This is a genomic window from Archangium lansingense (assembly GCF_026626635.1).
In the GTDB taxonomy this organism is placed as follows: domain Bacteria; phylum Myxococcota; class Myxococcia; order Myxococcales; family Myxococcaceae; genus Archangium; species Archangium lansingense.
On record NZ_JAPNKA010000001.1, the window covers coordinates 9,435,672 to 9,461,203 of the forward strand.

The window sequence follows — 25,532 nt, forward strand, 5'->3', positions numbered from 1 at the left end:
AGGTAGCTGACAGCAGGTGCGTCATGATTCCGGCAATTCCGGGGAGGTGGGATAAACGCGCCGGCGGTTCGAAGGCCCCTCTTCCGGCCAGGGGCCGTGGTTCCAGGTGCTTGCAGGGGGAGTCGAGGTAGCATCCCGGTCCCCATGGAGCTCCGCCCCCTCTACCTGCCCGCCTTTGGTGCGATCACCACCGTCGTGCTCCTGCTGCTCCTGCGCGCCGGACAGCGGCTGTGGTCGCCCGCGCACACCGTTCGCTCGGACCTGGAGGAGGGCCACATGGCCCATGCGCTCGTCCAGGTGGGCCAGGTGCTTGGCCTGTTCCTGATCTCCGGCTCGGTGGTGGCCGGGTGCGTCCAGGGCGAGAGTCTGATGCACGACGTGCTCTGGGTGAGCGCCTACGGACTCGCGGCGCTGGTGCTGCTCGTCGTCTTCGGGCACCTGGGCGTGCGGGTGCTGCTGCGCGCGCGGCTGGCAGCGGAGGTCGAGCGCGGCAACATCGCCGCCGGACTGGCCGCCGGAGCGCACTACCTCGCCACGGGCATCCTCCTGTCGCGCTCCGTGTCCGGCACGGACCTGGGCACGCTGGGCGTAGTGCTCGTCTTCGTGGTGATTGCTCAGGTCACCCTGCACCTGTTCGTGATGCTCTTCCGCACCCTCACCGCCTACGACGACGCCGAGGAGATTCTCGGAGAGAACCTGGCCGCGGCGCTCAGCTACGCGGGCATCACCGTGGCGCTCTCCATCATCATCGGCCACGCGGTGGAGGGGAACTTCGTGGGCTGGGCGGCCTCGCTGCGCGGCTACGCGCTGGCGCTCGTGTTCGCCCTGGCGCTCTACCCGGTGCGCCAGCTCTTCGTGCAGACGCTGCTGCTGGGCGCGCGATTCACCCTGCGCGGCGGCCGGTTGGATCAGGGCATCGCCGCTGAGCGCAACCTGGGAATGGGCGTGCTGGAGGCCGTCTCCTACCTGGCGGCCGCCTTCCTGGTGACGCGTCTGGGATGAGCACCCTGCCCCTCACCTACGAGGCGCTCGCCGAGCAGCTGGTGCGTACGGGCCTCGTCACGGACCCATGGCTGGAGGGCGCGCCGCGCTTCCGTGCCGAGCCCCTGCTCATGCCCCGCGAGCGCCAGGCCGCGCTCTACCGTGCAGCCGAGAACGTGGCGGCGGCCTACCATGAGCTGGTGCTGGCGTGCGCCGCCTCGCCCGAGGTGCTGGACGAGTTCTTCGGCCTCACGCCCGGCCAGAAGCTCATGTGGCAGGCCTCGCAGCCCTTCTGGCACGGCTTCGCGCGAGCAGACGTCTTTCTCACCAAGGACGGGCAGCTCGCGGTGTGCGAGCTCAACAGCGACACGCCCACTGGCGAGGTGGAGGCCGTGCTGCTCAATCCGCTGGTGCAGCCCGCGTGGCCGGGAACGGTGGACCCCAACACGGCGCTGGGCGAGCGGATGTGCTCGATGGTGGAGTCACTGGCGGCCCGGCTGCTGGTGCCCGCGCCCGAGCAGCTCTCGGTGGGCATCCTCTACCCCACGGAGATGCCCGAGGACCTGGGACTGGTGCGGCTCTACCGCCAGTGGTTCGAAGCGCGCGGGTGGAAGGTGCACCTGGGCTCGCCCTTCAACCTCACCTTGAGTCCGGACGGTCGGGTGCGCCTCTTCGGCGAGCCGTGCGACGTGCTGTTGCGCCACTACAAGACGGACTGGTGGGGCGAGCGCCTCCCCGTCTGGGACGACGAGGAGCCCTTCGAGGACATGGTGCCGCTGGCCGGCCCGCTCTCCGTGGTGCTCCAGGCTTGCCTGGAGGGCCGATGCGTGGTCGTGAACCCATTCGGCGCCGTGCTCACGCAGAACAAGCGGACCATGGCCTTCATGTGGGAGCGGCACGAGTGCTTCTCCCCGCGCGCGCGGGCCACCATCCGCGCTCATATCCCCTACACCGTGCGGATGGAGACGCTACCCATCGAGGAGCTGGCGCGGGACAGGGAAGCGTGGGTGCTCAAGTCGGACTACGGCGCCGAGGGGGACGAGGTGCTGGTGGGCCGCTTCACGCCCCAGCAGGAGTGGAACGCAGCACTGGTGCACGCGGTGCCCGGCCGCTGGGTGGCCCAGCGCTACTTCGCCGCGGAGGAGACCGCGGGCGGAGAGACCATCAACCACGGCGTCTATGTGATCGCGGGCGAGGCCGCGGGCCTCTACACCCGCGTGCAGCACGGCGCCACCGACACGCGCGCCCTGAGCACTCCGGTGCTGGTCACTCCGTGAAGGGAAGGAAGACGAGACGATGAGCAGCCAGACCGACCCGAACCCCTTCCAGCGCAAGGTGATGACCCGGCAACCGGGCCTCATCGGCGCGCAGTGGTGGAACGAGGGCCTCTCGGCGATGAGCGACCCCGTCTCCCGGCGCAAGGCCCTCCAGGCGCTCGCGGTGTTCGGCGGCGCGGTGGCCGTGGGAGGCATCGCGCTCGCCGCCGCAGGCGAGGACGAGTACCTGGAGTTCCACGACGCGCTGCAGATGCAACGCGAGCGCGGGTGGAACTTCGGCGCCACGGACGACTCGCTCACCTTCTCGGGCCAGGCCAACGTCCCCCTCAAGCCCCAGGAGCTCACTGCGCTCGCCACCGAGCTGACGCCGAAGCAGGACGCGCTCAAGCCCTTCTCCCAGGCCACGCTCTTCCAGTCCGTCTCCGCCTCCGGCTCGCTGGTCAACGCGCTGAGCCCCATCAACACGCCCGAGATGATCACGGCGTTCAACCAGGGCCAGGCACTGGCCAGCCTCTTCGCGGGGCAGCCGGAAGCAGCACTCGCCACGGCCGTGCTGGTGGACTTGCCGGGCCCCGAGTCGATCGCCTTCTCCGCGGCCCTGGCCGAGCGCTTCGAGCCCGTCTTCACCTTCGACAACTGGCCGCACCCGGTGGGCGTGGTCCCCGCGCACCTCACGCTGGCCGCAGTGGCGTACTACCAGCCCACGTTCCGGCAGCTCACGCCAAAACGCACGCTCCCCGCGCCTCCGGTGTTCGTGCTGGATCGCCAGCGGCTGGCGCCCTACACCGACCGGCAGCAGGAGTTCGACAACCGGTACATGGCTCGGATGCCTTCCGCTGAGCAGCTGCGCAAGCTGGGCGTCAAGCACGTGCTGTACGTCGTCCCCGGCGGGAAGCCGCCGTTGGAGGAGCTGGACGATCTCAACGAGGACTTCGTGGCCTGGCGTACCGCGGGCCTGGACGTGAAGCTGGTGGCCGCGAGCGACTTCCAGCCCGGCCCCACCGAGACCGCCACGCCGACCGTGGCCACGACCCAGCCCCTGGCCGCCACCGACGGAGGCACCCCGGCCGACGCGGGCACAAGCCTGGCCACCGCGGGCACCTCCGACGCGGGGACCACGAGCCCGGTCACGGCGGGCACCACCAAGAGCGCCCGCTCCTGGTACTACGGAGGGTCGCGGACGTCGCACGACACCTTCTGGATCGCCTACCCCTGGGTGCACACCGTGACGCGCCCCAACATGGTGTACGGACGTCCCTCCGCCGGCATCCTCTCCATGAAGGACCTGGCGCGATTGCCATCCAATGTCTCGGGCGGGTACGCCTACGAGCCGCTACGGCGGGCGACGATGTTCTCCGCCATCCCTCGCGGTGCGACTGGCGCCTTCCGGCCCTTCCCCTCCGGCTTCGGCAAGGTGGCCATGCGGATGTCGAGCAACAGCCGCGCCATCCTCGGACCGGCGTTCTCCTCACGCAGCTCGTGGAGCCGCTCCTCGAGCTACTCCTACTCCGGCGGGTGAAAGGAGCGGCGCATGAACTACTCCGTCTTCTCGATGCAGTTGGTGATGGAGCTCCAGGGCGAGAACGATCCCACGTACCGGGAGCTGCACAAAATCATCCGCTCCTCGCCCGAGCGCACCAACTACGCGCAGATGCACGACTTCTACGGCCGCATCTGCAGCGTGCTGCGCCGGCAGGTCAACCGCTTCGAAATGGGCGTGTGGGACTACTGGGATGACCCCTCACGCGCGCCGAGGGACTTCCAGGACTGGGTGGACGGGCTGCAGGGCAAGGAGGCCCGGAGCCAGCCGGCCCCCGAGGATGGGACTCCGCGCTACCTCGCGTGCACCCTGGCGCTGCTGCTGCAGAACGGAAGCACGAGCGACCAGCGGCTGGGCCAGCACTGCGACATTCCCGAGGCGAAGCTGTGGACGCGAGGCACCTTCCAGCACCTGCTCAAGGGCCCCGCGCTGCTCAACTTCCTGCACGTGAAGTCCGACGTCGTGTATCTGCTGCCGGGAGATGACCCCGCCTGCGGTCTCACGAAGGAGGACCTGTCGGGCAAGAACTTCCACTACCTGCGCCAGCTCACCGCCTAGAACCAGACCTCCCAGCGCGAGCCCGATTCATCCAGGGCCGCGTGCGCCGTGGCCGAGATGCGATCGCGCGTGCCGGTGAAGGGTTGGATCTGATGCAGCCGGTAGCTGTCGAGCACGAGCAGCTCCCCCACCCGGTAATCCACATCGGCGCGCGGTGACTGGCGTTCACGCTCGGAGACCTCGTCAGTCCCCGCGAAGGTGACGTCCCACAAGCGAAGCGCCCCACCGGATTCCGGAGGCTGGAGCATGAGCACGAGGGTGAGCGCACGCGAGCGGCGGGCGCACTGTTCATCGGAGAGGCCCTCGTTGTCGTAGTGGACGTCGCCCCCGTTGTGGGACAGCCACTCGCCAGCCGGGAAGATGTGGACGCCGGGACCGCACCAGCCCTCGCGCTTGGCGGCGGGAGCCCCCACCAGCGTCGAGATGGCCTCACACAAACGGCCTTGTAGGCCCGGCAGCATCCGCTCCACCACCGCGTCCGAGGTGCGGGCGTTGGCGAAGTACTCTTCTTCGCGATCCTGCTCGAGGTGGGTGTACCAGGCGCGGCCCAGGGAGAACTGCACGCCATCGAAGTCGGAAATCCAGAAGGGCCGACCCGCGTACACGCGACGTGCGAGCGCGGCGCATTCCTCGGGCGGAAGGAAACCGGGAATGCGCACGCCCAGGTGCGCATCGAGCAGGGAGAGGAAGTCCGAGGAACCCGAGCGCAGGGAGTCCCACGAGCGCTCGGCGACGGTGGCGTGAGGCACGGCCATGGTGGCCGGACGATGCGGGAGAAATGAGCGCCATGCAATCGCCGCCTCACTCGCTCGTCTGGCGACCGCCAGGTCCACTGGAAGGAGCGAACACGTGCTGACCATCTCCCGGTTGTCGAAACGCTATGCCAACGGGGTGAAGGCGCTCGACAGCGTGAGCCTGAGCATTGGAAACGGCCTGTTCGGGCTGCTCGGTCCGAATGGGGCGGGCAAGTCCACCCTGATGCGCACCCTGGCCACCCTCCAGGAGCCAGACGAGGGGGAGATCCTCTTCGACGGGTGCAACATCCTCGCGGAACCGCAGCGCCTGCGCCGCCAGCTCGGCTACCTGCCGCAGGACTTCGGCGTCTACCCCGGCGTGCCAGCCGTACAGCTCCTGGACCATCTCGCGGTCCTCAAGGGCCTCACCCATCGGGGCGAGCGGGCCGAGCAGGTGGACGCCCTCCTCCAGCTCACCAATCTCTACGAGGTCCGCAAGAAGGACGTCAGCACGTTCTCTGGTGGAATGAAGCAGCGCTTCGGCATCGCCCAGGCCCTGCTGGGAAGCCCACGGCTGCTCATCGTGGACGAGCCCACCGCGGGACTCGACCCGGAGGAGCGCAACCGCTTCCACAATCTGCTGAGCGAGGTCGGTGAGAGCGTCGTCGTCATCCTCTCGACGCACATCGTGGAGGACGTGCGAGACCTCTGCTCGAAGATGGCCATTCTCGCCGGTGGGCAGGTCCTGCTCGAGGGCGAACCCGAGCGGCTCGTCGAGCAGCTCGAGGGGCGCGTCTGGCGCAAGACGATCCCGAAGACCTCGGTGGCGGACCACCGCGCCGCGCACACCGTCATCTCGACGCACCTGTACGGCGGCAAGACTCGCATTCACGTCCTGGCGGACGCCTGCCCCGACACGGGCTTCGAGCGCGTCACACCGGACCTCGAGGACGTCTACTTCTCCGCCCTCCCCGGCCAGCCGCAACAGGAGCGTGCGGCGTGATGAGAAACATCATCGCCTTCGAGTGGCGCTATCACACCCGGCAACTCACCTTCGCCGCGGCCGCGCTGGGCTTCTTCTTCTTCGGCTTCGCGCTCACCGCGACAGGGTTTGGCCCGGCCAGCGTGCGGTTCCACTCGCCCTGGCTGGTCGCGGAGTCGCTGGGCTTTCTCTCTCTGCTCTCTGTCTTCGCCCTGGCTCCGTTCTCCGCGAGCGCGATCGTGCGCGACGCCGAGCACCGGATGGAGCAGCTCCTCTACTGCACGCCCGTCAGCAAGCTCGACTTCCTGGGCGGGCGGTTCCTGGGCTCGTTCCTCGCCGCGTCCACCGCCTTCAGCTTCTCCGTCGCGGGGATGCTCATCGCCAGCTTCATGCCCTGGCAGGACGCCGCGCGGGCCGCTCCGGTGAACCTCGGTAGCTATCTCTGGGCCCTCGTCGTGCTCGTGCTGCCGAGCATGCTCTTCGCCGCGGCACTGATGTTCGCCATCGCCGCCTCCACGCGCAGCACGCTCGCCAGCTACGTCGGCGCGGTGGCCGTCTACATCCTCTACCTGGTCACGGCTGCGCTCACGAACTCGCCACTCATGGCGGCTTCCACCCCGGGCGGCAGCGAGGGGCTGTCAGTGGCCGCCCTGCTCGATCCGTTCGGCCTCTCGGGCTTCTTCGAGCAGACCCGCTACTGGACGATGGTCGAGCAGAACACCCGCTTCGTCTCCCTGAGCGGAGCGTTCCTGCTCAATCGCCTCGCGACAGTCGGTACGGCCGCGCTGCTGCTGGCAGCCGCCTACGGGCTCTTCTCCTTCCGCGTCCTGAAGGGGTCCAGTGCATCTCGGAAGGCTCCCGAGCCGAGAGCGCCGGAGTCCGCTCCAGCCGTGACGAACGCCCCCCTCCGCACGCCGCGAGCCACGGTCCCAGGCACACTCGGCTCATGGCTCGCCGTCTACGCGTCCTCGGCAGGGCTCGAGCTCCGCGCACTCTTTAGACGCGTCCCGGTGGTGCTGGTCGTACTGCTGTGGATGGCGCTCGCGGCCTCCGAGCTGGTCTCTCAGGTCACGAGCGGCGAGTACGGCTCGGCCGTACTGCCCACCACCGGGCTGATCGTCTCGACGCTTGGCCAGCCCCTGTCCCTCCTCGGGCTGATCGTACTGGTCTACTTCAGCACGGAGCTCGCCTGGCGCGAGCGGCACTTCCGGCTGGCCGAGACGCTCGAGGCCACCCCCGCCTCCAGTACAGCCCTCGTGACGGCCAAGTGGACCGCCCTGGCGCTGCTGATCCTCAGCCTCATCGCCTCCGGCATCGTCGTGGGCCTCGCCGTGCAGGTGGCGAGGGGCTACCGGGTATTCGAGCCTGGGCTCTACCTCTCCCTCTTCTATTTCGAGGGGGTACCGCTCCTCCTGTTCGCCGCTGTCGCGCTCTTCCTGCACGCGCTCAGCCCCAGTAGATACGCCGGGCTGTGGGGGGTACTGCTCGCGGCGCTCATGAAGCTGAAAGGCGCCGCACTCGGCCTCGAGCACCACCTCGGCTGGCTGTTGACGGCCCCCACCGTGGTCCACTCCGACATGAATGGCTTCGGCCACCTGGCCACGCCGTTCCACTGGCACATGCTCTACTGGTGCGCCTTCAGTCTGCTGCTGGCACTGGGAGCCTCGGTGGTGTGGAGGCGCGGCACCGGTGCGACGCCCGGGAAACGGCTCCGCGCGCTGCTGAACGGCTGGACCCGAACGCACCGCGCACTCAGCGGCGGACTGCTCGCCGTGCTCGCCCTCAGCGGTGGTTGGGTCCTCTACAACACCGACGTGCTGAATACCCGGCAGTCCATCACGGAGCTGTTCGACTGGAAGGCGGACTACGAGAAGACGTATCAGCCGCTCTCAGCGCTCCCGCAGCCGGCCCTCTCCGGCATCAAGCTGGAGGTCGCTCTGTTCCCCGAGGAGCGGCGCTACCGCCTGTCCGGCCACTACGAGCTCGTGAATGAGACGGCGGTGGCCATCGACCGGGTGCACGTCGCCGTGCGGCGAGAGGCTCGGGTGGACAGCCTCTTGATTCCCGGAGCGAAGCTCGCTTCCCATGACGAGCGCTTCGGCATGTACGCATTCGCCCTGGACGCGCCACTCGCCCCGGGTGCGCGCACGGAGCTCCACTTCCAGCTCGAGTTCTCCCAGCCGGGCTTCGTCAACGAAGACCCCGACATGTCCGTGGTCGAGAACGGCTCGTACGTCTTCGGCCCTCGCAGCTTCCCGAGCATCGGCTACCGCCGGAGCTACGAGTTGCAGGACCCCCGAGAGCGGCGCAAGCGCGGGCTACCAGAACAGGCGCCGCTCGAGGACTCGCCGCACGGAGAGGAACCCGAGTCGCTCCAGTGGGTGCGCTTCGATGCAACGGTCTCGACGTCTGGGGACCAGCTCGCTGTGGCACCCGGACGGTTGGTGCGGCAGTGGGAGGAGGACGGCCGGCGCTACTTCCACTACCGGTCCGAGACACCGGTGACGAACGTCCTCGCCTTCGCCTCGGCGAGGTACCAGGTCGAGCGGCTACAGCACGGTGACGTCACCCTCGAGGTCTTCCACCACCCCACCCACCGCGCAAACGTCGAGCGAATGCTCCGGGCGGCGGCCGCGACGCTCGACTACATGGAGCAGCACTTCGGGCCGTATCCGCACGAGGCGCTGCGCATCGTCGAAGTTCCCACCTACTGGGACTTCGGTGCGTTCGCGATGCCAGGCATGATCGCCTTCGTCGAGGATCGCGGCGTCCTCACCGACTCGACGGATCCGCAGCGGCTCGACCTCGTATCGCGGCGGGTCGTGCACGAGGTCGCCCACCAGTGGTGGGGACATCAGCTCTCTCCCGCCACCGTCCCAGGAGCCTCGACGCTCGTGGAGTCCCTGACGAAGTACTCAGAGCTGAGGGTGCTGGAGGCGATGTACGGCCGCGAGTACGTGCGCCGCTCGCTCACCTTCGAGTTGGACCGCTACCTCGAGGGCCGCTCGGGCGAGACGCTGGCGGAGGCACCGCTCGCCACGGTGGGGAAGCAGCCCTACCTGTATTACGGCAAGGGCGCGGTGGTGATGTCCGCGCTGGGAAATCTCCTCGGTGAGGAGACGGTGAACCGTGCTCTGCGCGAGCTCCTGCGTGAAGAAGGCGGCCCGGGAGGCAGCGCCACCACCCGCGATCTGCTCGCGCACCTGCGTGCCGTCTCGCCAACGGAGACCCATCCACTCCTCCACGATTGGCTCGAGGACATCACCCTCTACGACCTGCGAGCCGAAGCGGCTGAGCTGCGACAGCGCGCGGACGGCCGGTACGAGGTGACGCTGCGCATCGCCGCGGGCAAGAGCCATGCCGACGGCAGAGGGAACGAGGACCCCGTCGAGCTGCACGAGCCCATCGAGGTGGGCCTCTTCCGTGAGGGGCGAGTCCTCGCGATTCAGCGGCATGAGCTCCGCAGCGGCCTCAACACCCTCTCCCTCGTCCTGGACGAGAAGCCGGTGAGCGTCGTGGTGGACCCGTACCTCACGCGCATCGACCGCAACCGCTTCGACAACGAGCGAGGGCTCGACTGACGGCTCGCCCCTGAGTCCGTGCTCTGCCGCACCGCGGCATGGCGCCTCGTGGATCCATCGGATCCACCTCCTGACAAACTCCGCCATGAGTGAGCTCCGGCCCCTTCGCCGGAACAGGAGGAACGACATGTCGATGACTCGTTGGATGACGGTGACGTGCGCGGCGGCGGTGGTGTTCTCCGGCTGTACGGAGAGCCAGATAGACCCCGAGATGGAGATTCAGCTCAGCGGCAAGGTGCTCAAGGAGGATGGCCAGCCCCTGGCGAACACGGTCTTGATGATGAATCGCAGCGCGAACTCGAGCTGCGTCTTCAGTCTCTTCGGCGGCCTGGATTGGAAGTCGATGAAGACGGGGACCGATGGCGCCTTCAAGGAGGAGTTGCTGGGAGTGGATACCCGGGCCGGCGATCTGGCGCGCTGCTTCGAGCTGAAGATTCCGGGGACCGGGACGGGGAACTACGGGGCCGCCAGCTTCATCATCCAGACAAAGGCCGTGCAGGTTCCTCCCCTTCAGCAGTGGACCGGCAAGCCCATGGTGGCGGCCGACACCGATGGCGTGCGCGTGACCTATGAGGGCCTCACGGCCTCGCAGGCGGGCAACAGCGGCTCCCATTCCGTCACGGTGCGCACGAAGTCGGACGGCTACGTCTGGGTGAGCAACGATGTGAGCTCGCCGGCGACGCTCAATGACGACCTCCTCGAGGACGCAGCGGACCTCAAGGCCACTGTCTCCATCCGGCGCGAGGTCACGCTCGACAAGACCACCTTCTCCATCCGTCATGATGGAGACCCGGTGGCCCTGCCCAAGCGCAGCCGCGTCCCGGTCAGCCGTGGCGCGAGCTGCATCTACCCCGAGGCGCCCAGCACCTGCGCGCTGACGGATGGCGACCTCTCCTCGAAGGTGGCCCTCCCGAATGGCACCCTCTCGGTGGCCATCCAGCTGCCGCAGCCCAAGGTGCTGCGCAAGGCCGTGGTACGCAACCTCACCATCCTCGCGGGGTTGACGTCCGAGCTGGTCCTCGAGGGAAGCACCGATGGCACCACCTGGGTGCTGCTGGCCGACCTGCGCGAGGGCCTGAGCGTGCGCTCGTACTATGAGGTGGCGCTGAGCCACCCCACTGCGCTGAGCCAGGTGCGCCTGCGCACCGCCGGCTCGTCCAACGCCACCGACTACGACATCGATAGCCTCAGCGAGCTGTCCCTCTTCGAATAGCACCGCGAGGCTGTACGGCCGGGTGCCCAGGGGGGCCCACTTCCAAACCCTATCTCTTGAAATCTTATTTTTCATGAAAAAAGGGTCTTCCTATGAAGGCCAATAATATGCATTCTGCCCGCCACGGCCCCCCCTGGCAGGGGGTGGCGCCGTGCTTCACCCCTCGTCGTTCCCCCCAAGGAGTGCTGCATGAACCCCATCCGTAAGCCGTTGGCCACCCTGGCCGCCGCGCTCGCCCTGGCAGCCTGTGGCCCCCAGGAGCCCGCGCCCACCGAGACCCCGGCCGCCGTTGAGGACTCGCGGACCCCCGAGCAGGCCGAGGCCGATCGCACCCCGTACCAGCTGGATGCCGCCTTCGCGAAGGCGGGCGCTGACTTCGGCGTCCCGGCGGACCTGCTCAAGGGCATCTCCTACACCGAGACCCGGTGGGAGCATGTGCAGGGCGAGGTGGAGTTCGAGGGCATTCCCGCGGCGTACGGCCTGATGGCCCTGCGCGGCGAGAAGGTCTCCGAGGGCGCGCGCCTGGCTGGCGTGTCCGAGGAGGCAGTGCGCACCCAGCCCGAGGCCAACATCCGGGCCGCCGCGGCGCTGCTCTCCGCGTACGCGGACGAGCTGAAGCTGGACCGTGCGGACGTGGGCGCGTGGGCCCCGGCCGCCGCGAAGTACAGCGGCATCGATCGCGTTGAGGCGCAGGCCCAGTACATCCACCAGGGCGTGTACGACGTGATGCGCAAGGGCGCGGTAGCCAAGACGCCCGCGGGCGAGCTGGCCGTGTCGCTGCCGGCCAACCAGGTGCAGGCGAAGTTCGCCTCGCCCAGCGTGCACACGATGAGCGCGGACTACTCTCCCGCCATCTGGCGCGCCTCGCCCAACTACAACGCGCGTCCGGCGGGCACGGACATCTCCATGGTCGTCATCCACACCTGCGAGGGTGGCTACTCCGGCTGCTGGAGCTGGCTGACCAACTCGTCGGCCGGTGCCAGCGCGCACTACGTGGTGAACGAGAGCGGCTCGGAAATCACCCAGCTGGTGACCGAGGCCAACCGCGCCTGGCACGTGGCGGCCAGCTATAGCTGCAGCCTCAACGGCAACGTGATGTGCGGCCTCAACGGCTCGTCGGTGAACAACTTCTCGGTGGGCATCGAGCACGGCGGCTACGCCAGCCAGACGTCCTTCCCGGCCGGGCAGATCGACGCCTCGGCGAAGCTGACGTGCGACATCACCAAGAGCCAGGGCATCGTGCGCGACAGCTACCACATCGTGGCGCACGGCCGGCTGCAGCCCAACAACCGCACCGACCCGGGTCCCAACTGGCCGTGGTCCTCGTACATCAGCAAGGTGAAGTCGTTCTGCGGTGACGGCACCACCCCGCCCCCGACGGGCCTGATCATCGACAACGACAACACCGCCAACGATACCTCCAAGGGCTACATCGAGCTGACGGGGAGCTGGTCGGCCACGTCCTCAACGGCGGGCTACTACGGCTCCAACTACCTGTACGCCTCGACGGCGGCGGTCTCCGAGCCGGCGACGTACTGGTTCTACCTGTCGGCGGCGGCCACCAAGACGATCGACGCCCGGTGGACGGCGGGCACCAACCGCTCGGCGGCCGCGCCCTACGTCATCACCCACTCCGGCGGCACCGCCACGGTGACCAAGAACCAGCAGACGGGCGGTGGCGCGTGGAACACGCTCGGCACGTGGAGCTTCCCGGCCGGCTGGAACAAGGTGCAGCTGAGCCGCTGGGCCGCCGAGGGCTTCGTGGTCGTCGCGGACGCCATCCAGGTCCGGTAGTGAAGTGAAGGAGGTCCCGGGCGCCACGTGAGGCCCCGGGGCCTCCAGCTTGAAACGGTGGGCCCCGGCAGGCCGCTGGAGCCCACCGCCAGGTCAGGAGCCCAGGCCATGCCCGCCAGGCTGCTCACCGCCGCAGATGTCCCTCCGCCACGAAAGTCCGGGTGGTAAAGTGCCAACCCTCGCTCCCGCGATGATCAGGAGCGGTGGGAGAGGACGCACCGTGAAGGAGCTGGAAGACATCCTGCGTGCCCGGGCCCGCGCGCGGGGGCCCCTCGTGCTGGCAACGGTGGTGGCCGTGTCTGGCTCGGCGTACCGGCGGCCCGGCGCGCGCATGCTGATGGCCGATGAGGGCCGGCTCGCCGGTGGCGTGAGCGGCGGGTGCCTCGAGAGAGACGTCGTTCGCAAGGCCTTCTTCTGGACGTCCGCAGGCCCCCATGTGCTGCGCTACGACTCCACCATCGACAATGCCGAGGACGAGGACGGCCTGACCTTCGCGCTCGGGTGCAACGGCGTGGTGGACATCCTGCTCGAGCGCTGCGAGCCCGGGCCGGTGGATGCGCTCGCCTTCGCCGAGGAGGCTCGGAAGCGCGCCCAGCGCGCGGTGCTCGCCACGGTGTACCGGGGTAGTGAGGTGGGCGCACGGCTGCTGCTGCGCGAGGACGGAGAAGAGGCCAGCAACCTGTCCGGGCCCCTGCGCGACGCGGTGCGGACCGCGGCCGGCGAGGCGCTCGAGACGGGACGTACCTGGAGCGGCCCGTGCGGTGGCGCGGAGGTGCTGGTGGAGGTGGTGGATCCACCGCCCCCGGTGGTGCTCTTCGGCGGCGGCTTCGATGTGGCGCCGGTGGTGGTCCAAGCCGCGAGCCTCGGCTGGCACGTCACGGTGGTGGCGGACAAGCCGGCGGAGCAGTTGCGGCAACGCTTTCCCCGGGCCCATGCCGTGGTGGCGACGAAGGCCCGAGACATCCTCGACACGGTGCCCCTCTCCCCGCGTACGCTCGCGGTGGTGATGACGCACAGCCTGCCGCAGGATCGCGAGCTGCTCGCCCGGCTGGTGCCCTCGTCGCTGCGATACCTGGGCGTGCTGGGGCCCCGCTCGCGCACGGATCGGCTGCTGGGGGAGCTGACTCCTGCCCCGACTCCCGCGCAGCTCGACAAGCTGCACGCCCCCATCGGGCTGGACGTAGGCGCCGAGGGAGCCGAGGAGGTCGCGCTCTCCATCGTGGCCGAGCTGCGGGCCGTGCTGGCCCAGCGCAACGGCGGCAAGCTGCGTGAGCGTCAGGCCCCCATCCACGCGGACGCGCCCTCGCCGGCGGCGCGGAAGCTCGCGTGAGGGTGGGCGCAGTGGTGCTGGCCGCGGGGGGTTCTTCGCGGCTGGGGCGCCCCAAGCAGCTGCTCGTCCACGAAGGGCGGACGCTGGTGCGGCGCGCGGCCGAGGCCGCCGTGGCCGCAGGCTGTGAGCCGGTGGTGGTGGTGCTCGGAGCTCATGGCGAGGCAGTGGCCGCGGAGCTCGCGGGATTGCCGGTGCAGACGGTGGACAATCCGGAGTGGCAAGTGGGAATGGGCCGCTCCCTGCGGGTGGGCGTGAGGGCGCTCCCCGAGGTGGACGCGGTGCTGGTGCTGCTGTGCGACCAGCTCCAGGTCGACTCCGCGCACCTGAAGACGCTGGTGGACACCTTCGCGAAGACACACGCGCCCATCGTGGCCTCGGGTTACGAGGGAGCACGAGGCGTCCCCGCCCTGTTCTCCCGCGCGCTCCTTCCCGAGCTGGAGGCCCTCGAAGCGGACCAGGGAGCACGCAAGGTGATCGTCCGGGATCCTTCGCGGGTGGTGGAGGTGCCGCTCCCGGGCGGTGGTGAGGATGTGGACACGGCCGCGGACCTCTCCCGCCTCTCGCCCCGTGCTGGCGGGTAGACGCAGCCCGTGTTCTTCATCTCGCCTCTGGGTACCGGGGTCATCCTCCCGGCCTTGCTCTCACCGCCATGGGCCCGAGGCTCGGGATTCGCACTCCACCGCGGGTGTTCTTCCTGTGGGAGAACTCGGACTGACGTTCAGCCCGGCTCCAGCCCACCGACGACATCCGCCAGACAGTGGGGACAGGCGGTGCGACCCTCCGCCATGGGCCGGCCGCACCACTCGCACCGCACCAGGCGAGGCAGGCGGCACGCTCCGTCCTCCGGAGCGCACTTCGGGGCACCAGGAGGTCCCGCCTCGCGCTCCAGGTTCTGCCGCACCACCTCGTCCTCCAGGTGCAGCCAGCCGGACAGCTTGCGGCGATTGCTGGAGAGCAGCTCGAAGGCGTTGCGCGCGAGTGGCATCAACGCGGGTCGGGACAGGCGCTGGGCCCAGGCCCGGTAGTCCTCCAGCGCCCAGAGCACCATCAGCCACGCATGGGTGTCCCGGTAGACGCCCCCCTCGTCGTCCACCACGACCAGTTCCTCCTTGGTGGCCGAGCGACGCAGCGCGGGAAAGCGCCTCGCCGCCGCCTCGCTTCCCGCCGGAAGACATTCGAGCCCCACCAGCGTGCGCTGCTCCCCCAACCACCGAGCACAGCTCACGCAGAAACCACACGTCTCGTCATACAGCACGCTGAGGGCACGCATGGCTCTCCTCACACTCCCTCGGAGACAGGGGTCTGCTGCGACGGAGATACCCGGGTGAACTCGCGCGGCAGCACGGGCGGCGGCTGGTGGCGCACCTGGCCCGAGCGGCGGATGCGATTGAAGACGTACAGGTTGAAGAAGTGCATGGCGCCGAGCACCACCATCACCCACCCCACCTTGGTGCAGACCAGTTCGATGACCTCCTGCATCGTCCAGATGGTCCGGTGCTCCTTCAGCGACAGCGCCACGTACCCGATGTTCATCAGGTAGAAGCCCACCACCAGCAGGTGGTTCACCGAGTCCGCCAGACGCTCCTTGCCCAGGAAAGCGTCGTGCAGGAAGTGCGCTCCGTTGCGTTGCAGCGTCTTCGCCACCCACACCGTCAGCCCGATGCTCACCAGCAGATAGAGCAGGTAGGCCGCCACCATGAAGGTGCTCGACTCGGGTACAGGGGTCGCCAGCGCAGTCGAATCCATGACACGTCTCCCTCGGGGAGTGCGGCCGCCCGGGGCTCCAGTGCCCCTCGTGGGTTGGCGCCGCCCTCCCCTTCCATCAGGGAGTACCGGAAGGAATTTTCGCGGTTGCGGGGCGCCCGCACATTTACGTGCTCGCGGCCCTGAGTTGTGCGATCCACTTCGGCAGGTACTCGTTGGCACATGTGGCCTGAGTCCCAGGCGGGAACATTAGGAAGTCGAAGTGGCCTTCCACCAGCATGTTCATCAACGTCCGGTCGGTGGCGATGATCTCCGGTACTTCATTGGGGAAGAGTGGCCTCGCATCGGGACAGTCCTTGAGCTCGGGAGTCTCATAGATGAACTCCAGGTAGCGGGCGTAGGCATCGAAGAAGCGGTCCACATTGGAGGCGACAGGGACCGCGTAGATGTCCTCGTAGGGGTCGACCTCGACGACTGGTTGAAATCCCTGCGCATCCGCCAGATTCGGGACAGTGGCGTAGGTATAGGACAGCGCCTCCTGGCCTCCGAAAACGAGGAGGGACCGGAACGGCTCGGGCCAGTGCCGCTGAACGTGCTCATTCGCCTTGAGAATGCCATTCACCTGCTCATCGCATGCATTGACATAGAGACCTGAATCGAGCAGGAGCCCGCCCAGCCGTGAATAGAAGGTGGCCAGCATCGGGTCGAAGGACCGGCCCAACAGGAACGAGCCCGGGGTCGGCGCACCTCCCCAGGGCTTTCGAGTCTTGGCTTGGACGGGGTACTTCTCGCAGGCCGCCAGCAGCCGCTCGAGTCCGGGCATGGAAAGGTCTTTCATCAGCGTCTCTCCTCATCACCTCGCGACCAAAGCACGAACATCATTCAGTGCCGCCGCCGTAGCCTTTTCGAGCAGAGCGTCTGACTGGCCCGGTTCATATACCTTGTTGAACCAGCACCCGAACTGCTGCTCGGTGATGGCCACCATCTTCTTCACCTGCTCGGGATTTGCCGAGTCGCCGGCCTTTATTCGAAAGAGATTCCACATCTTGTTGACACCCTCGTGAGCGGGCTTGCCCAGGGCTTTGAGATTGACGGCTGCGTTGATGTCCAATTCGGGAAAGAGGTGGGCATACTCCAGGGGGACGAGATGATGGACATCGTATTGGTTCCCATCAGCGTCCCTCAGCAATTGTTTCAGATCAGGATGGAGGACATTATAGAAATCACTCTTGGCCTTGGCCCGAAGTTTTCTCTTGGCATCGGGATCCACCTTGACGGTGAGCGACTGCTCCATGCGCCGCAGGAGCTCGGTGAGCTCATTGCGCTCGGCTGCGGAGAGGGAGCCGACGCCCTCCGTCTCCACCTTCGCGAAGAGCCGCCGCAACAACTCCTGGTCCTTGCGCCCCGCCCGGACGAGTTGCGTGCGCAACCAGCGCATCCCCGCGACGCCTCCCCGGGTCACCACCCTCATCACCGTGGGCGCCAACACCTCGAAAGCCAGGTGCAGGCCCTTGCCCACCAGCCCCCCGATGACGCACAGGGCCACCTGCTCCAGGGTGAAGACCCCCGCGAGCTGCACCGAGTCCACCATCTCCTCGCGGTAGCGGTGGAAGACTTCCGCGTGCAGCAGGCGGTACTCGCGCAGCACGTCCTCCACCGCCTCGTCCGCTGGCTCCGGCCGCAACGTCTCCACTCGCGCCACCCTCCAATGCGAGGTGGCGCTCTTCCCATCATGAGTCCCGGACAGTTCCAGCCGCACAGTGCGTGGGCCCAACCCCCGTGTGAAGGGCAGCACCGCCAGGGTGAGGACCTGCTCCGCCCGCGCGTCCGCAGGGCGCCCCCTGCCACCTGACCCGGCTTGATAGGGCCCCGACTTCCAGCCCATCAACCGGTCGTCCTCCAGCGCAAGCTCCACCGTCATGCGCGCGGAAGCGCCTGCGGGAACCTGGAGCACACGCACCACCTGCTTCGTCATGGCCTGCACGGCCAGGAGCGTCCCAACGCTGACACCCGTGCGCCGCGCCGGATGCTTCCTCGCCTCCGCCGGCTCCTCCATGGAGGCGGCCTCGTAGTCTGATCTCCAGCGGCTCCGCTCCCGGTGCAACGTGAAGGACAGAGCTCCCGTACGCATCTCAGCGAGCATGGTGAGCAGGCTTCGCAGTCCTTGCATGAAGGACTCTGCCCTCACTGGCTGGCCCGTCTCTCCTCTCGCCGCGCCACGGCTCTGCGACAGCAGCGTGAAGGCACCGCGCTCCACCCAGAAGGTGAACACCAGCACCGTGCCTATCTGCTCCTCCCCGCTGGCCACTTCCCACATCCGAGCCAGCGCCCACGCCACCTCGGCCTGACGTGCCTCAACCTCCGCATGCCCCTCCTCACCTGAGCCATCGGTGCGCCACTGGGTAGAAACGAACGTGGCATCGCCCGGAGATGACGCGCGGTCCGGCAGGGAGAAGCCGCTTCGCACCTCGTGCGGCACGCCAGCGCATCCCTGCACCAGCAGCACCGCGAGCCCCACCGCCACCGTCCGCCGCCATGCACTGTGCATCATCAAGCCAGCCCTCCGCACAATGGAGCGCAGCCAGGTCCACTCAGGGCTGCCAGCGCCACAGATACAGGCCGAACTCGCACATCGGCGGCGTGAGCATCAGGACCAATCCCGCCCACAGCACTGGCTCGCGGGAGAGCGGGCGCTGGCGCCGCCAGGCCTCCAGGATGGAGACACACAGCAGGTAGAGCGCCGACAGTTCGAGCAGCCCTCCCACCAGCGGCATGAAGGGGGGCATCGAAATACCCGCCCCCCACTTCAGCACGACGCTCAGAACAAACAGGCCCGAACAGGCGCTCGCCGCTCCCAGGAAGCTCCGGACCTCGCGCAGCGGCACCTCCGGCGCGGGGGCGTCCAATCCCTCGTGGCGCCAGTGCCTGCGCAACAGCCCATACGCTGCCAGTGCCACCGCGAGCCCCGCCACCGCTCCCAATATCGGACCTGTCTCGAAGCGCGCGCGCGTCACCCACCGGCCATCCGCCAGCCGGGCCGCAGGTTGCATGGTGAGTGGATCCAACTCATGCGGAGCCACCACTCGAGGCGTCACCGACACAACGAGCGCCCAGAGGACCAGGGCTGCCGCCACCGCCTGCAGCACCGCCACCGCGCGCAGCCAGATGGCCTCGTCCGGAGGTAGGGCCGCCTCCTCCGAGCCATCCGCGAGCCGCCTCAGATCCAATCCCAGTGCCTGCGCACTGGCGTAGCGCCGCGAAGGTTCGAGCGCCACCGCCCGCCGCACCACTGCCCCGAGCGCCCCGGTCAGCGCGGGCGCCCCCACCACCGGTGGCCGGCCCGTCACCAGCTCGTGCAGCAGCACGCCCACCGCGTACACGTCCATGCGCGGGTCGGGCGGTGCGCCAGCGAGCGCCTCGGGGGCCATGTACTCGGGAGTGCCCACCACGGCATGGGCGGCGGTGAGTGTGTCGCGCGGTCCCTCCTGGCGCACGATTCGGGCAATCCCAAAGTCCGTCACCTTCACCCTGCCCTCGTCCGCTACGAGAACGTTGGCGGGCTTGATGTCTCGATGCACCACTCCGCGCGCGTGCGCGTAGGCCAGGGCATCACATACCTGGAGGGCCACGCGCACCGCCTCCGCTGGACTCATGGGCAGCAGCTCCGCCAGAGAGCGGCCCTCCACCAGCTCCATCACCAGGAAGCGCTCACCCTCCTCGTCGCCGAAGTCGTGCACCCTAACAATGTTCGGATGGTCCAACAGCGCCAGCGCCCGCGCCTCCCGGGCGAAGCGAGCCTGTGCCTCGGGGCTGGAGGCCACCTCCCCCACGAGGAACTTCACCGCTACCGGCCGATCCAACCGCACGTGGCGCGCACGGAAGACACGGCCCATGCCGCCCCGGCCGATCTCCTCCTCCAGCTCCAGCGAGCCGATACGCCCTGGATCCTCCACACCCTCGTCCAGCAGGCAGCCCGGGCACACCGACAGGCGCCCTCCGGACACGGGCGTCCCGCAGCGCGAGCAGCGGGCACTCATCGCCTCCGCACTCATCGCTTCAGCACCCGGAGCAGCTCGGCCAGCTCGGTCTCCGCCTCCTCGGGCCCGCCCACCGTGTCCGCCACCTCCTCGCGCACCAGCTCGCGGTAGCGCACCCGTGCCCGGTGGAGGAACGTCTTGAGCTGCGGCAGCGACATGCCATGTGCCTCCGCCGCCTCCCGGTAGCTCGGCGGCTCGCCGGGACGGAAGAACTGGAGCACCAGGGCGAAGGGGCCTTTGCGCGCCCCGCTGTCGAACTCCGCCTTCAGCCGCTCCAGGGCCCGCTCCATGACGCTCGCCGCCCACTCCCGCTCGAAGGCCTCGTCCGGGCCCTGTGCGTCCTCGGAGGCAATGCGCTCAGCCAGCTCGAAGTCCAGCGGCATGGGCACCGCCCCCCCTCCGCGCCGGGCGGCACTCTCGCGCTCGTGCCGGTGAACGAGGTGGTTACGCGCGGCAGTCAGCAGGTAGCCCCGCAGCCGACCCTTCTCTGGGCTCAGCCGCTCGAGGAATTCGTGCTCCAGCAGCCGCACGAGCAGGTCCTGCACTGCGTCCCTCGCGGGCTCGGCATCCAACCCCTGGCGGCGCATGAAGACGTAGAGCGGCCGCCAGTAGGTGCGCAGCAGCGACTCGAGCGCCGCGCGGCGAGCCTCCGGCGAGGCCCGTGCCGACCGGATGAGGGTCCAGCGCGTGGGTGGGAAGGAGCCCGGCCCCTCCTCTCGCGGATCTGCGCTCATGGAGCACGTTCTAGCGCACTTCCGGGACGGCCTTCTCGGGGGGAGGCTCCTGACCGGGAGTGCACATCCGTGCCGGGCACTGCTCGCTGCCGGACACGCTTCCTCCGCCCCTTGGAGCGGCACCTCCGTTTCACTGGATGAAAAAGCCTCACCGCGTTGTCGATGGAGACCCCTCTCTCTAGTGTCCCGGCCGCGAAGCAACACTCCCAGTCACACCCGAACGAGGACAAACCATGACGCCTGCCTCCCAGATGAACATGCCGATGCAGCCCGGAATGAACCCCATGATGGGCATGAACCCCATGATGATGGGCGGAATGAACCCCATGATGATGGGCGGCATGAACCCCATGATGATGGGCGGCATGAACCCCATGATGATGGGCGGCAACATGATGCCCATGCCGATGATGGGCGGCATGAACCCCATGATGATGGGCGGCATGATGCCCATGATGGGCATGAACCCCATGATGGGCGGCATGATGGGCATGAACCCCATGATGGGCGGCATGCCCATGATGATGCCCATGATGATGCGCATGCCGATGATGGCCAAGATGACCTGTGAGATGGGCAAGGACGGCATGATGTGCCGGATGATGCCCATGGACGCCGGTCAGATGGAGATGATGAAGGAGTGCTGTGACGCGATGAACTCCATGATGGCCATGGGGATGCCGATGATGATGATGTGCAACGGCATGCCCATGATGATGGCCACCGCGAAGTAGCACCCGGGCCCTCGAGGGCCTGAAGCACGAGAGCCGGCGAGAGCCCCAGGGGCCCGCCGGCTCTTCGTGTCTTGGGACTCAGCTCAGGGCCGCTAGCCGACCGTCTCCGCGTACGTCATCACCAGGTACATCACCGCTTCCGTGTTGCCCGGGTTGCGGTAGACGTGCGCCACGTCCGCCTCGAACAGGATGGCGTCTCCCGTGCCCAGTACGTGGTGCTCGTCGCCCCGGTCGATCTCCACCGTGCCCGCCGTCACCACCAGGTTCTCCAGCGTCCCCGGTGGGTGCGCATCCGCCCGCTCCTCCGCGTGCGCGGCCAGCCGCAGCTCGTAGAACTCCACGCGCCGGGGCTCGTCGAATGGGAAGAGCGCTCGCGAGCTGAAGCTCCCATCATGGGAGGCCAGCCGCTTGGACTGGTTCGTCCGCATCACCCGCGTGCCGCTCTGGGCCGTGGTGCTGATCAGCGCCGAGAACGGGATGCCCAGCGCCCGAGCAATCTTCCAGATGACGTTGATGGTGGGCGCGCTCTGCCCCAGCTCGATCTGCCCGAGCATGGCCCGGCTCACCCCGGACGCCTTGGCGAGCCGCTCCAGGGACAGGCCCCGCTGGGTGCGCAGGCGGCGCAGGTTCCGGCCGACGATGGGCGCCAGGTCCGTCGACGCATCCGCATGCGCCACCTCGTAGGCCCACTGCTCCTCGGAGGACGGGGCCTCGGGCGGGGGAGCCTCTGCCTTCTTGGCCCCCTGCTCCTTCTTCCGACCCCGAGCCTTCACGGCGGGGGCCGTCTCTTCTGTGTCCTCCCCCGTGGGAGGAGTGTTTTCCCGGACCGATTTCACGTGGGCCAGACCATGACCCACACCCACACCGGCGTCCAGAGGCTCATGGGGGCGGGCGACCGAGTCGACGAAGGCCTGGACTCACGCCGCTTCCGGAACTCATCGAGATTGATCACTTCGGCTGCCGAGCTCATAACGGGTGGGTTCTCCGATAGCGGAACCATGTCCGCCGTAACGGACAGGCGCAATATCCGTTTTAACGGATGCGCTGTCAATCCCGCAGTCCCGTAGGGAGGGCAGCCAGGCGTACCGGGCGTCTGGAGAGCCCCCCGCCCTCCTCTACCGGCCGCCGTGGGACTCCAGCCAGGCCGTCACCTGGGCCGCCTCGGAAGCCTTGTGCGCCTGGAGGAGCACCTCCTGCGCCCGGGTGGCCAGCTCCCGCGCGCGCTCGCGGCCCGTCCCCGAGTCCCAGAGGGCCCGGGCCAGGAGGAAGCGGACGTCCGCCGCCGTCTCCGGAGCAATGCGCGGGGAGCCCACCAGCACCACTGCCCGCTCCAGCGGAGCCACCGCCTGGGCCGGAGCGTTCAACGCCAGCTGGCACCTGCCGATGCCGGCCAGCGGCTCGAACAGATCCGGATGACCCGGCGGAACCTCGGTCTCATAGGCGGCCAGGACCCGCTGGTATTGCTCCAACGCCTGCCGGTGTTGCCCCGCCTCCCGGGACAGGCCCGCCAGTCCCTCCAGCGCGGAACCACTCTCGCTGGAGTCCTTGCCCAGCTCCTTCTCCGCCAGGGCGAGCGCCCGCTGGTAGTGGGCCAGCGCCTCGGCGCGCTTGCCCTGCTCCTTCAGCGTCTCCGCGATTCCCAGGAGGGGATAGAAGAGATCAGGTGCGCTGTGCTCCGGCAAGGTCTCCACCATGCGCAGCGCCTGCCGAAAGTGGTTCAGGGCCTCGTCGTTCCTGCCCAGCCCATTCAGGGCGGTCCCCACACTCACCAGGCTGTTGGCGACATCCGGGTGCTCGGGCCCGAAGACCTTCTTCCGGATGGCCAGGGCCCGCTCGTACATAGAGAGGCACGGCGCGTACTCACGCAGGTTGCAGTGTGTGGACCCCAACGAGTCCATCGTCATGGCCACATCCGGGTGCTCCCGACCCAGCCCCAGCTCGCGCACCGCGAGGGCCCCTTCGTAGAAGGTCCTGGCCGACGCGTCGTCCGCGGTTTTCAGCGCGAGCTGCCCCAGGTTGTGCAACACATTGCCCGTCTCCGGGTGATTGGGGCCGAGCGCCTTCTGGTAGATGTCTCGCGCCCGTTCCAGTTCCTTGCGCGCCTCGTCCAGCCGCCCCGACTTGACGAGCACTGCCCCCAGGTTGTTGAGGCCCGCCGCCACCTCCGGGTGCTCGGGCGAGTAGACCTTCTGGCGCAGGGCCACCACCTGGCGGAAGTGCGCCTCGGACTCCGCCGGCTTGTCCTCGCGCAGGAGGATGGCCCCCAGTGCGTTGGTGACGAAGGCCTCGATGCGGTCATCTCCACCCATGCGCTCGAGCACCGCGCGGGTGTGCTCGGCCCACTCGCGGCCCTGCTCGAACTCCGTCTGGAGCATCCCCGAGCGCACCAGGCGGGCCGAGGCTGAAGCGATGACCTCGTCATGGCGGCCGGCCTCCGCGGCCCATACCGCCTGCCGGAGCGTGGCCTCGGAGCCCGTGAGGTCCCCGGCCTTCTCCTCCAGGGCGCCGCGCAGCTCGAGCACCTCGGCCTGCAGCGGGCGATAGCGCAAGGCCACGGCCTCGTCGGCGAGCGTGCGGATGCGCTCCAGGGCGAGCTTGAACTGGCCGCTGTCAAAGAGAGCCCGTGCCTCCGCGAACCGGAAGCGGAGCTGCTCCACCTTCTCCCGGGTGGCCAGGTCCTCCGGCGGGAGAACGGTGGCTCGCAGCGCCTCGACATTGGCGCACCCATTCAGCGGGGGCAGCGCGTGGGCGGCCTTCGCGGCCTGGTCCACCAGGGCTGCGTCGGCGATTGAGTACACCTCAGTAAGAGCCTGGAGCGCGTGCAGCCGCCGCTCCAGACAGGCCATGCGCAGAGAGAGCACCTCGTCGGACTGCTCGCCCCGGACACGGGTGGCCTCGCAAGCCTCGGCATGCATGGACACCCAGTCCTGCGAGTAGGTGTCCAGCACCTGTGCCGTGCGCGTCCAGGACTCGTCTGCGTTGGGCCTGCCGGTGGCGCGGAAGATCTGGCCGAGCGCCTCCTTGCGAGCGGTGTCCCACAGCCCCTCCAAGCGGCGAGCCCCGCCCCGACAGGGCTGCTCCGCCTGAGCCCGATGCTGAAGGGGCAGCCCCACGCCCAGCGAGAGCAAGAGGAGACTGCCGGCGGCCACCAGCCAGTAGCGTTGGCGCATGGGCAGCGCCTGGCCGAGCGCCTCGAGGAGCGCCTCCATGGAGGGGAAGCGATGCTCGGGCTTGGGATCCAACCCTCGCAGCACGAGGCGCCGCAGGCTGGCGGGCACTCGTCCGTCCCGAGGCGGCTCCGGGGTGCGCCAGGTGGAGGGCGGGCCTGGAGTCCTGCCATGGGGCCGCTCCCCGTAGAGAGCCTCGTAGAGGGACACGCAGTAGCTGAACTGGTCCGAGCGCGCGTCGAGGACGCCGCCGCTGTAGAGCTCCGGCGCCATGTAGGCCGGCGTGCCGATGACGAGGCCCACCCGGGTGAGGGGCGTGTCCAGCGGCGAGCTGCCCCGCTCGGGCAGGGGCATCTCGACGGGCGGAGACATGGGCTCCAGGGGGGTCGAGGTCTGCCGGGCCAGACCGAAGTCCAGCACGCGCACCCGTCCGTCCTTGCCCAGCAGCACGTTGTCCGGCTTGAAGTCGCGGTGCACCAGCCCCGCGGCGTGTGCGGCCGCGAGCCCCCGTCCGGCGGCAGTGAAGACCTCCACCACCTCGCGCAAGGAGCGAGGCCCCTGCTTGAGCCAGTCGCGCAGCGAGGGCCCCTCCACCAGCTCCATGGCGAGGAAGACGCGCTCGCCCCAGGTCCCCACGTCGAAGATGGAGATGACGTGAGGGTGAGACAAACGCGCCAGCGCCTGAGCCTCGCGCATGAGGCGGGCCTGACCACCGCTCTTCTCCACCTGGTCCGACCCCGGGTGGAGCAGCTTGAGGGCGAGCTTGCGATCCAGCTCGGGGTCATACGCGGCGTACACCACGCCCATGCCGCCGGACCCCAGCTTCTCCAGCACCATGTAGCGGCCCACCGTGGCACCGCGCGGGAGCACCTCCTCGGGAGGGCTCTCAGCCAGCGGGGTCGGCGAGGCCACCACGTTGGTGGGAACGTCCTCCGAGGAGGAGAACGTGCCACTGCGCACCAGCAGGAGGCCGCACGAGGGGCACTTCTCCGCATGCGCGAGCACCCGCGCGACCTCCGCCTCCGGAAACCGTCCCGCCAAGGCCTCGCGTACGGCGCCTTCCTCGGGGCAGATGCTGTCGTCGATCGGGCTGTCCGCCATTCACTCTTCCCTGTGTGCGCCCACATTTTGACCCGAGGTGTGGAGAATTGGCCACCCCGGAAGCA

The 25,532-nt window shown here is 68.6% G+C and carries 20 protein-coding genes; 11 read left to right on the forward strand and 9 right to left on the reverse strand.

Going from position 1 to position 25,532, the window contains the following annotated elements; translation table 11 throughout:
• The first annotated feature begins 144 nt into the window (after positions 1–144).
• The 4 genes from OV287_RS37370 to OV287_RS37385 are packed head-to-tail and all read left to right on the forward strand — an operon-like array spanning position 145 to position 4,356.
• A complete protein-coding gene (locus OV287_RS37370; protein WP_267538814.1) occupies positions 145–1,002 on the forward strand; it encodes a DUF350 domain-containing protein in 858 nt (285 codons plus the stop codon).
• Positions 999–2,258: a glutathionylspermidine synthase family protein gene (locus OV287_RS37375; RefSeq protein WP_267538815.1), complete on the forward strand. Its 1,260-nt coding sequence runs from the start codon at positions 999–1,001 to the stop codon at positions 2,256–2,258. Before OV287_RS37370 ends, OV287_RS37375 begins: the two co-directional genes overlap by 4 nt.
• 19 nt (positions 2,259–2,277) lie before the next feature.
• Positions 2,278–3,777, forward strand: a complete 1,500-nt coding sequence (locus tag OV287_RS37380; RefSeq protein WP_267538816.1) for a hypothetical protein — start codon at positions 2,278–2,280, stop codon at positions 3,775–3,777.
• Positions 3,778–3,789: 12 nt separating this feature from the next.
• The gene (locus OV287_RS37385; RefSeq protein WP_267538817.1) at positions 3,790–4,356 is read left to right on the forward strand and encodes a hypothetical protein; all 567 of its coding nucleotides are present in this window, start codon (positions 3,790–3,792) and stop codon (positions 4,354–4,356) included.
• On the opposite strand, the gene OV287_RS37390 is transcribed toward OV287_RS37385, so the two are convergent.
• Entirely contained in the window at positions 4,353–5,111 is a 759-nt protein-coding gene (locus OV287_RS37390; protein ID WP_267538818.1) for a 2OG-Fe(II)-dependent halogenase WelO5 family protein, read from the reverse strand. The genes OV287_RS37385 and OV287_RS37390 overlap by 4 nt on opposite strands.
• Before the next feature lie 94 nt (positions 5,112–5,205).
• Here OV287_RS37390 and OV287_RS37395 point away from each other — a divergent pair, with 94 nt between their 5' ends.
• From OV287_RS37395 to OV287_RS37420, 6 genes are all read left to right on the forward strand, one after another.
• Entirely contained in the window at positions 5,206–6,093 is an 888-nt protein-coding gene (locus tag OV287_RS37395; protein WP_267538819.1) for an ABC transporter ATP-binding protein, read from the forward strand.
• Entirely contained in the window at positions 6,093–9,653 is a 3,561-nt protein-coding gene (locus OV287_RS37400; RefSeq protein WP_267538820.1) for a M1 family aminopeptidase, read from the forward strand. Before OV287_RS37395 ends, OV287_RS37400 begins: the two co-directional genes overlap by 1 nt.
• A gap of 127 nt (positions 9,654–9,780) precedes the next feature.
• Positions 9,781–10,866 (forward strand): hypothetical protein, encoded by a 1,086-nt coding sequence (locus tag OV287_RS37405; protein ID WP_267538821.1) that lies wholly within the window; start codon positions 9,781–9,783, stop codon positions 10,864–10,866.
• A 189-nt stretch (positions 10,867–11,055) separates the two neighbouring features.
• A complete protein-coding gene (locus OV287_RS37410) occupies positions 11,056–12,660 on the forward strand; it encodes a golvesin C-terminal-like domain-containing protein (RefSeq protein WP_267538822.1) in 1,605 nt (534 codons plus the stop codon).
• A gap of 220 nt (positions 12,661–12,880) precedes the next feature.
• Positions 12,881–13,990, forward strand: coding sequence for an XdhC family protein (locus OV287_RS37415; RefSeq protein ID WP_267538823.1), 1,110 nt, complete (start codon positions 12,881–12,883; stop codon positions 13,988–13,990).
• Complete coding sequence (locus OV287_RS37420; protein WP_267538824.1) at positions 13,987–14,571, forward strand: nucleotidyltransferase family protein; 585 nt, start codon at positions 13,987–13,989, stop codon at positions 14,569–14,571. Before OV287_RS37415 ends, OV287_RS37420 begins: the two co-directional genes overlap by 4 nt.
• 137 nt (positions 14,572–14,708) lie before the next feature.
• On the opposite strand, the gene OV287_RS37425 is transcribed toward OV287_RS37420, so the two are convergent.
• The 6 genes from OV287_RS37425 to OV287_RS37450 form a co-directional block, all read right to left on the reverse strand.
• Positions 14,709–15,260, reverse strand: coding sequence for a thiol-disulfide oxidoreductase DCC family protein (locus OV287_RS37425; protein ID WP_267538825.1), 552 nt, complete (start codon positions 15,258–15,260; stop codon positions 14,709–14,711).
• Positions 15,261–15,268: 8 nt separating this feature from the next.
• Positions 15,269–15,736, reverse strand: coding sequence for a hypothetical protein (locus OV287_RS37430; protein ID WP_267538826.1), 468 nt, complete (start codon positions 15,734–15,736; stop codon positions 15,269–15,271).
• A gap of 124 nt (positions 15,737–15,860) precedes the next feature.
• On the reverse strand, positions 15,861–16,532 hold the full coding sequence (locus OV287_RS37435) for a hypothetical protein (RefSeq protein WP_267538827.1): 672 nt from the start codon (positions 16,530–16,532) through the stop codon (positions 15,861–15,863).
• Between the two features lie 15 nt (positions 16,533–16,547).
• Positions 16,548–18,245 carry a hypothetical protein gene (locus OV287_RS37440; protein WP_267538828.1) on the reverse strand — a complete coding sequence of 566 codons (1,698 nt, stop codon included), beginning with the start codon at positions 18,243–18,245 and terminating at the stop codon, positions 16,548–16,550.
• A 40-nt stretch (positions 18,246–18,285) separates the two neighbouring features.
• Positions 18,286–19,731 (reverse strand): serine/threonine-protein kinase, encoded by a 1,446-nt coding sequence (locus tag OV287_RS37445; RefSeq protein ID WP_267538829.1) that lies wholly within the window; start codon positions 19,729–19,731, stop codon positions 18,286–18,288.
• 11 nt (positions 19,732–19,742) lie between these two features.
• On the reverse strand, positions 19,743–20,465 hold the full coding sequence (locus tag OV287_RS37450) for an RNA polymerase sigma factor (RefSeq protein WP_267538830.1): 723 nt from the start codon (positions 20,463–20,465) through the stop codon (positions 19,743–19,745).
• A gap of 233 nt (positions 20,466–20,698) precedes the next feature.
• On the opposite strand from OV287_RS37450, the gene OV287_RS37455 reads away from it, so the two are divergent.
• Positions 20,699–21,199 carry a hypothetical protein gene (locus OV287_RS37455; RefSeq protein WP_267538831.1) on the forward strand — a complete coding sequence of 167 codons (501 nt, stop codon included), beginning with the start codon at positions 20,699–20,701 and terminating at the stop codon, positions 21,197–21,199.
• Positions 21,200–21,291: 92 nt separating this feature from the next.
• On the opposite strand, the gene OV287_RS37460 is transcribed toward OV287_RS37455, so the two are convergent.
• Together OV287_RS37460 and OV287_RS37465 are read right to left on the reverse strand one after the other, a co-directional pair.
• Entirely contained in the window at positions 21,292–21,972 is a 681-nt protein-coding gene (locus tag OV287_RS37460) for a helix-turn-helix domain-containing protein (RefSeq protein ID WP_308809766.1), read from the reverse strand.
• A 342-nt stretch (positions 21,973–22,314) separates the two neighbouring features.
• Positions 22,315–25,467 (reverse strand): serine/threonine-protein kinase, encoded by a 3,153-nt coding sequence (locus OV287_RS37465; protein ID WP_267538832.1) that lies wholly within the window; start codon positions 25,465–25,467, stop codon positions 22,315–22,317.
• Positions 25,468–25,532 lie beyond the last annotated feature (65 nt).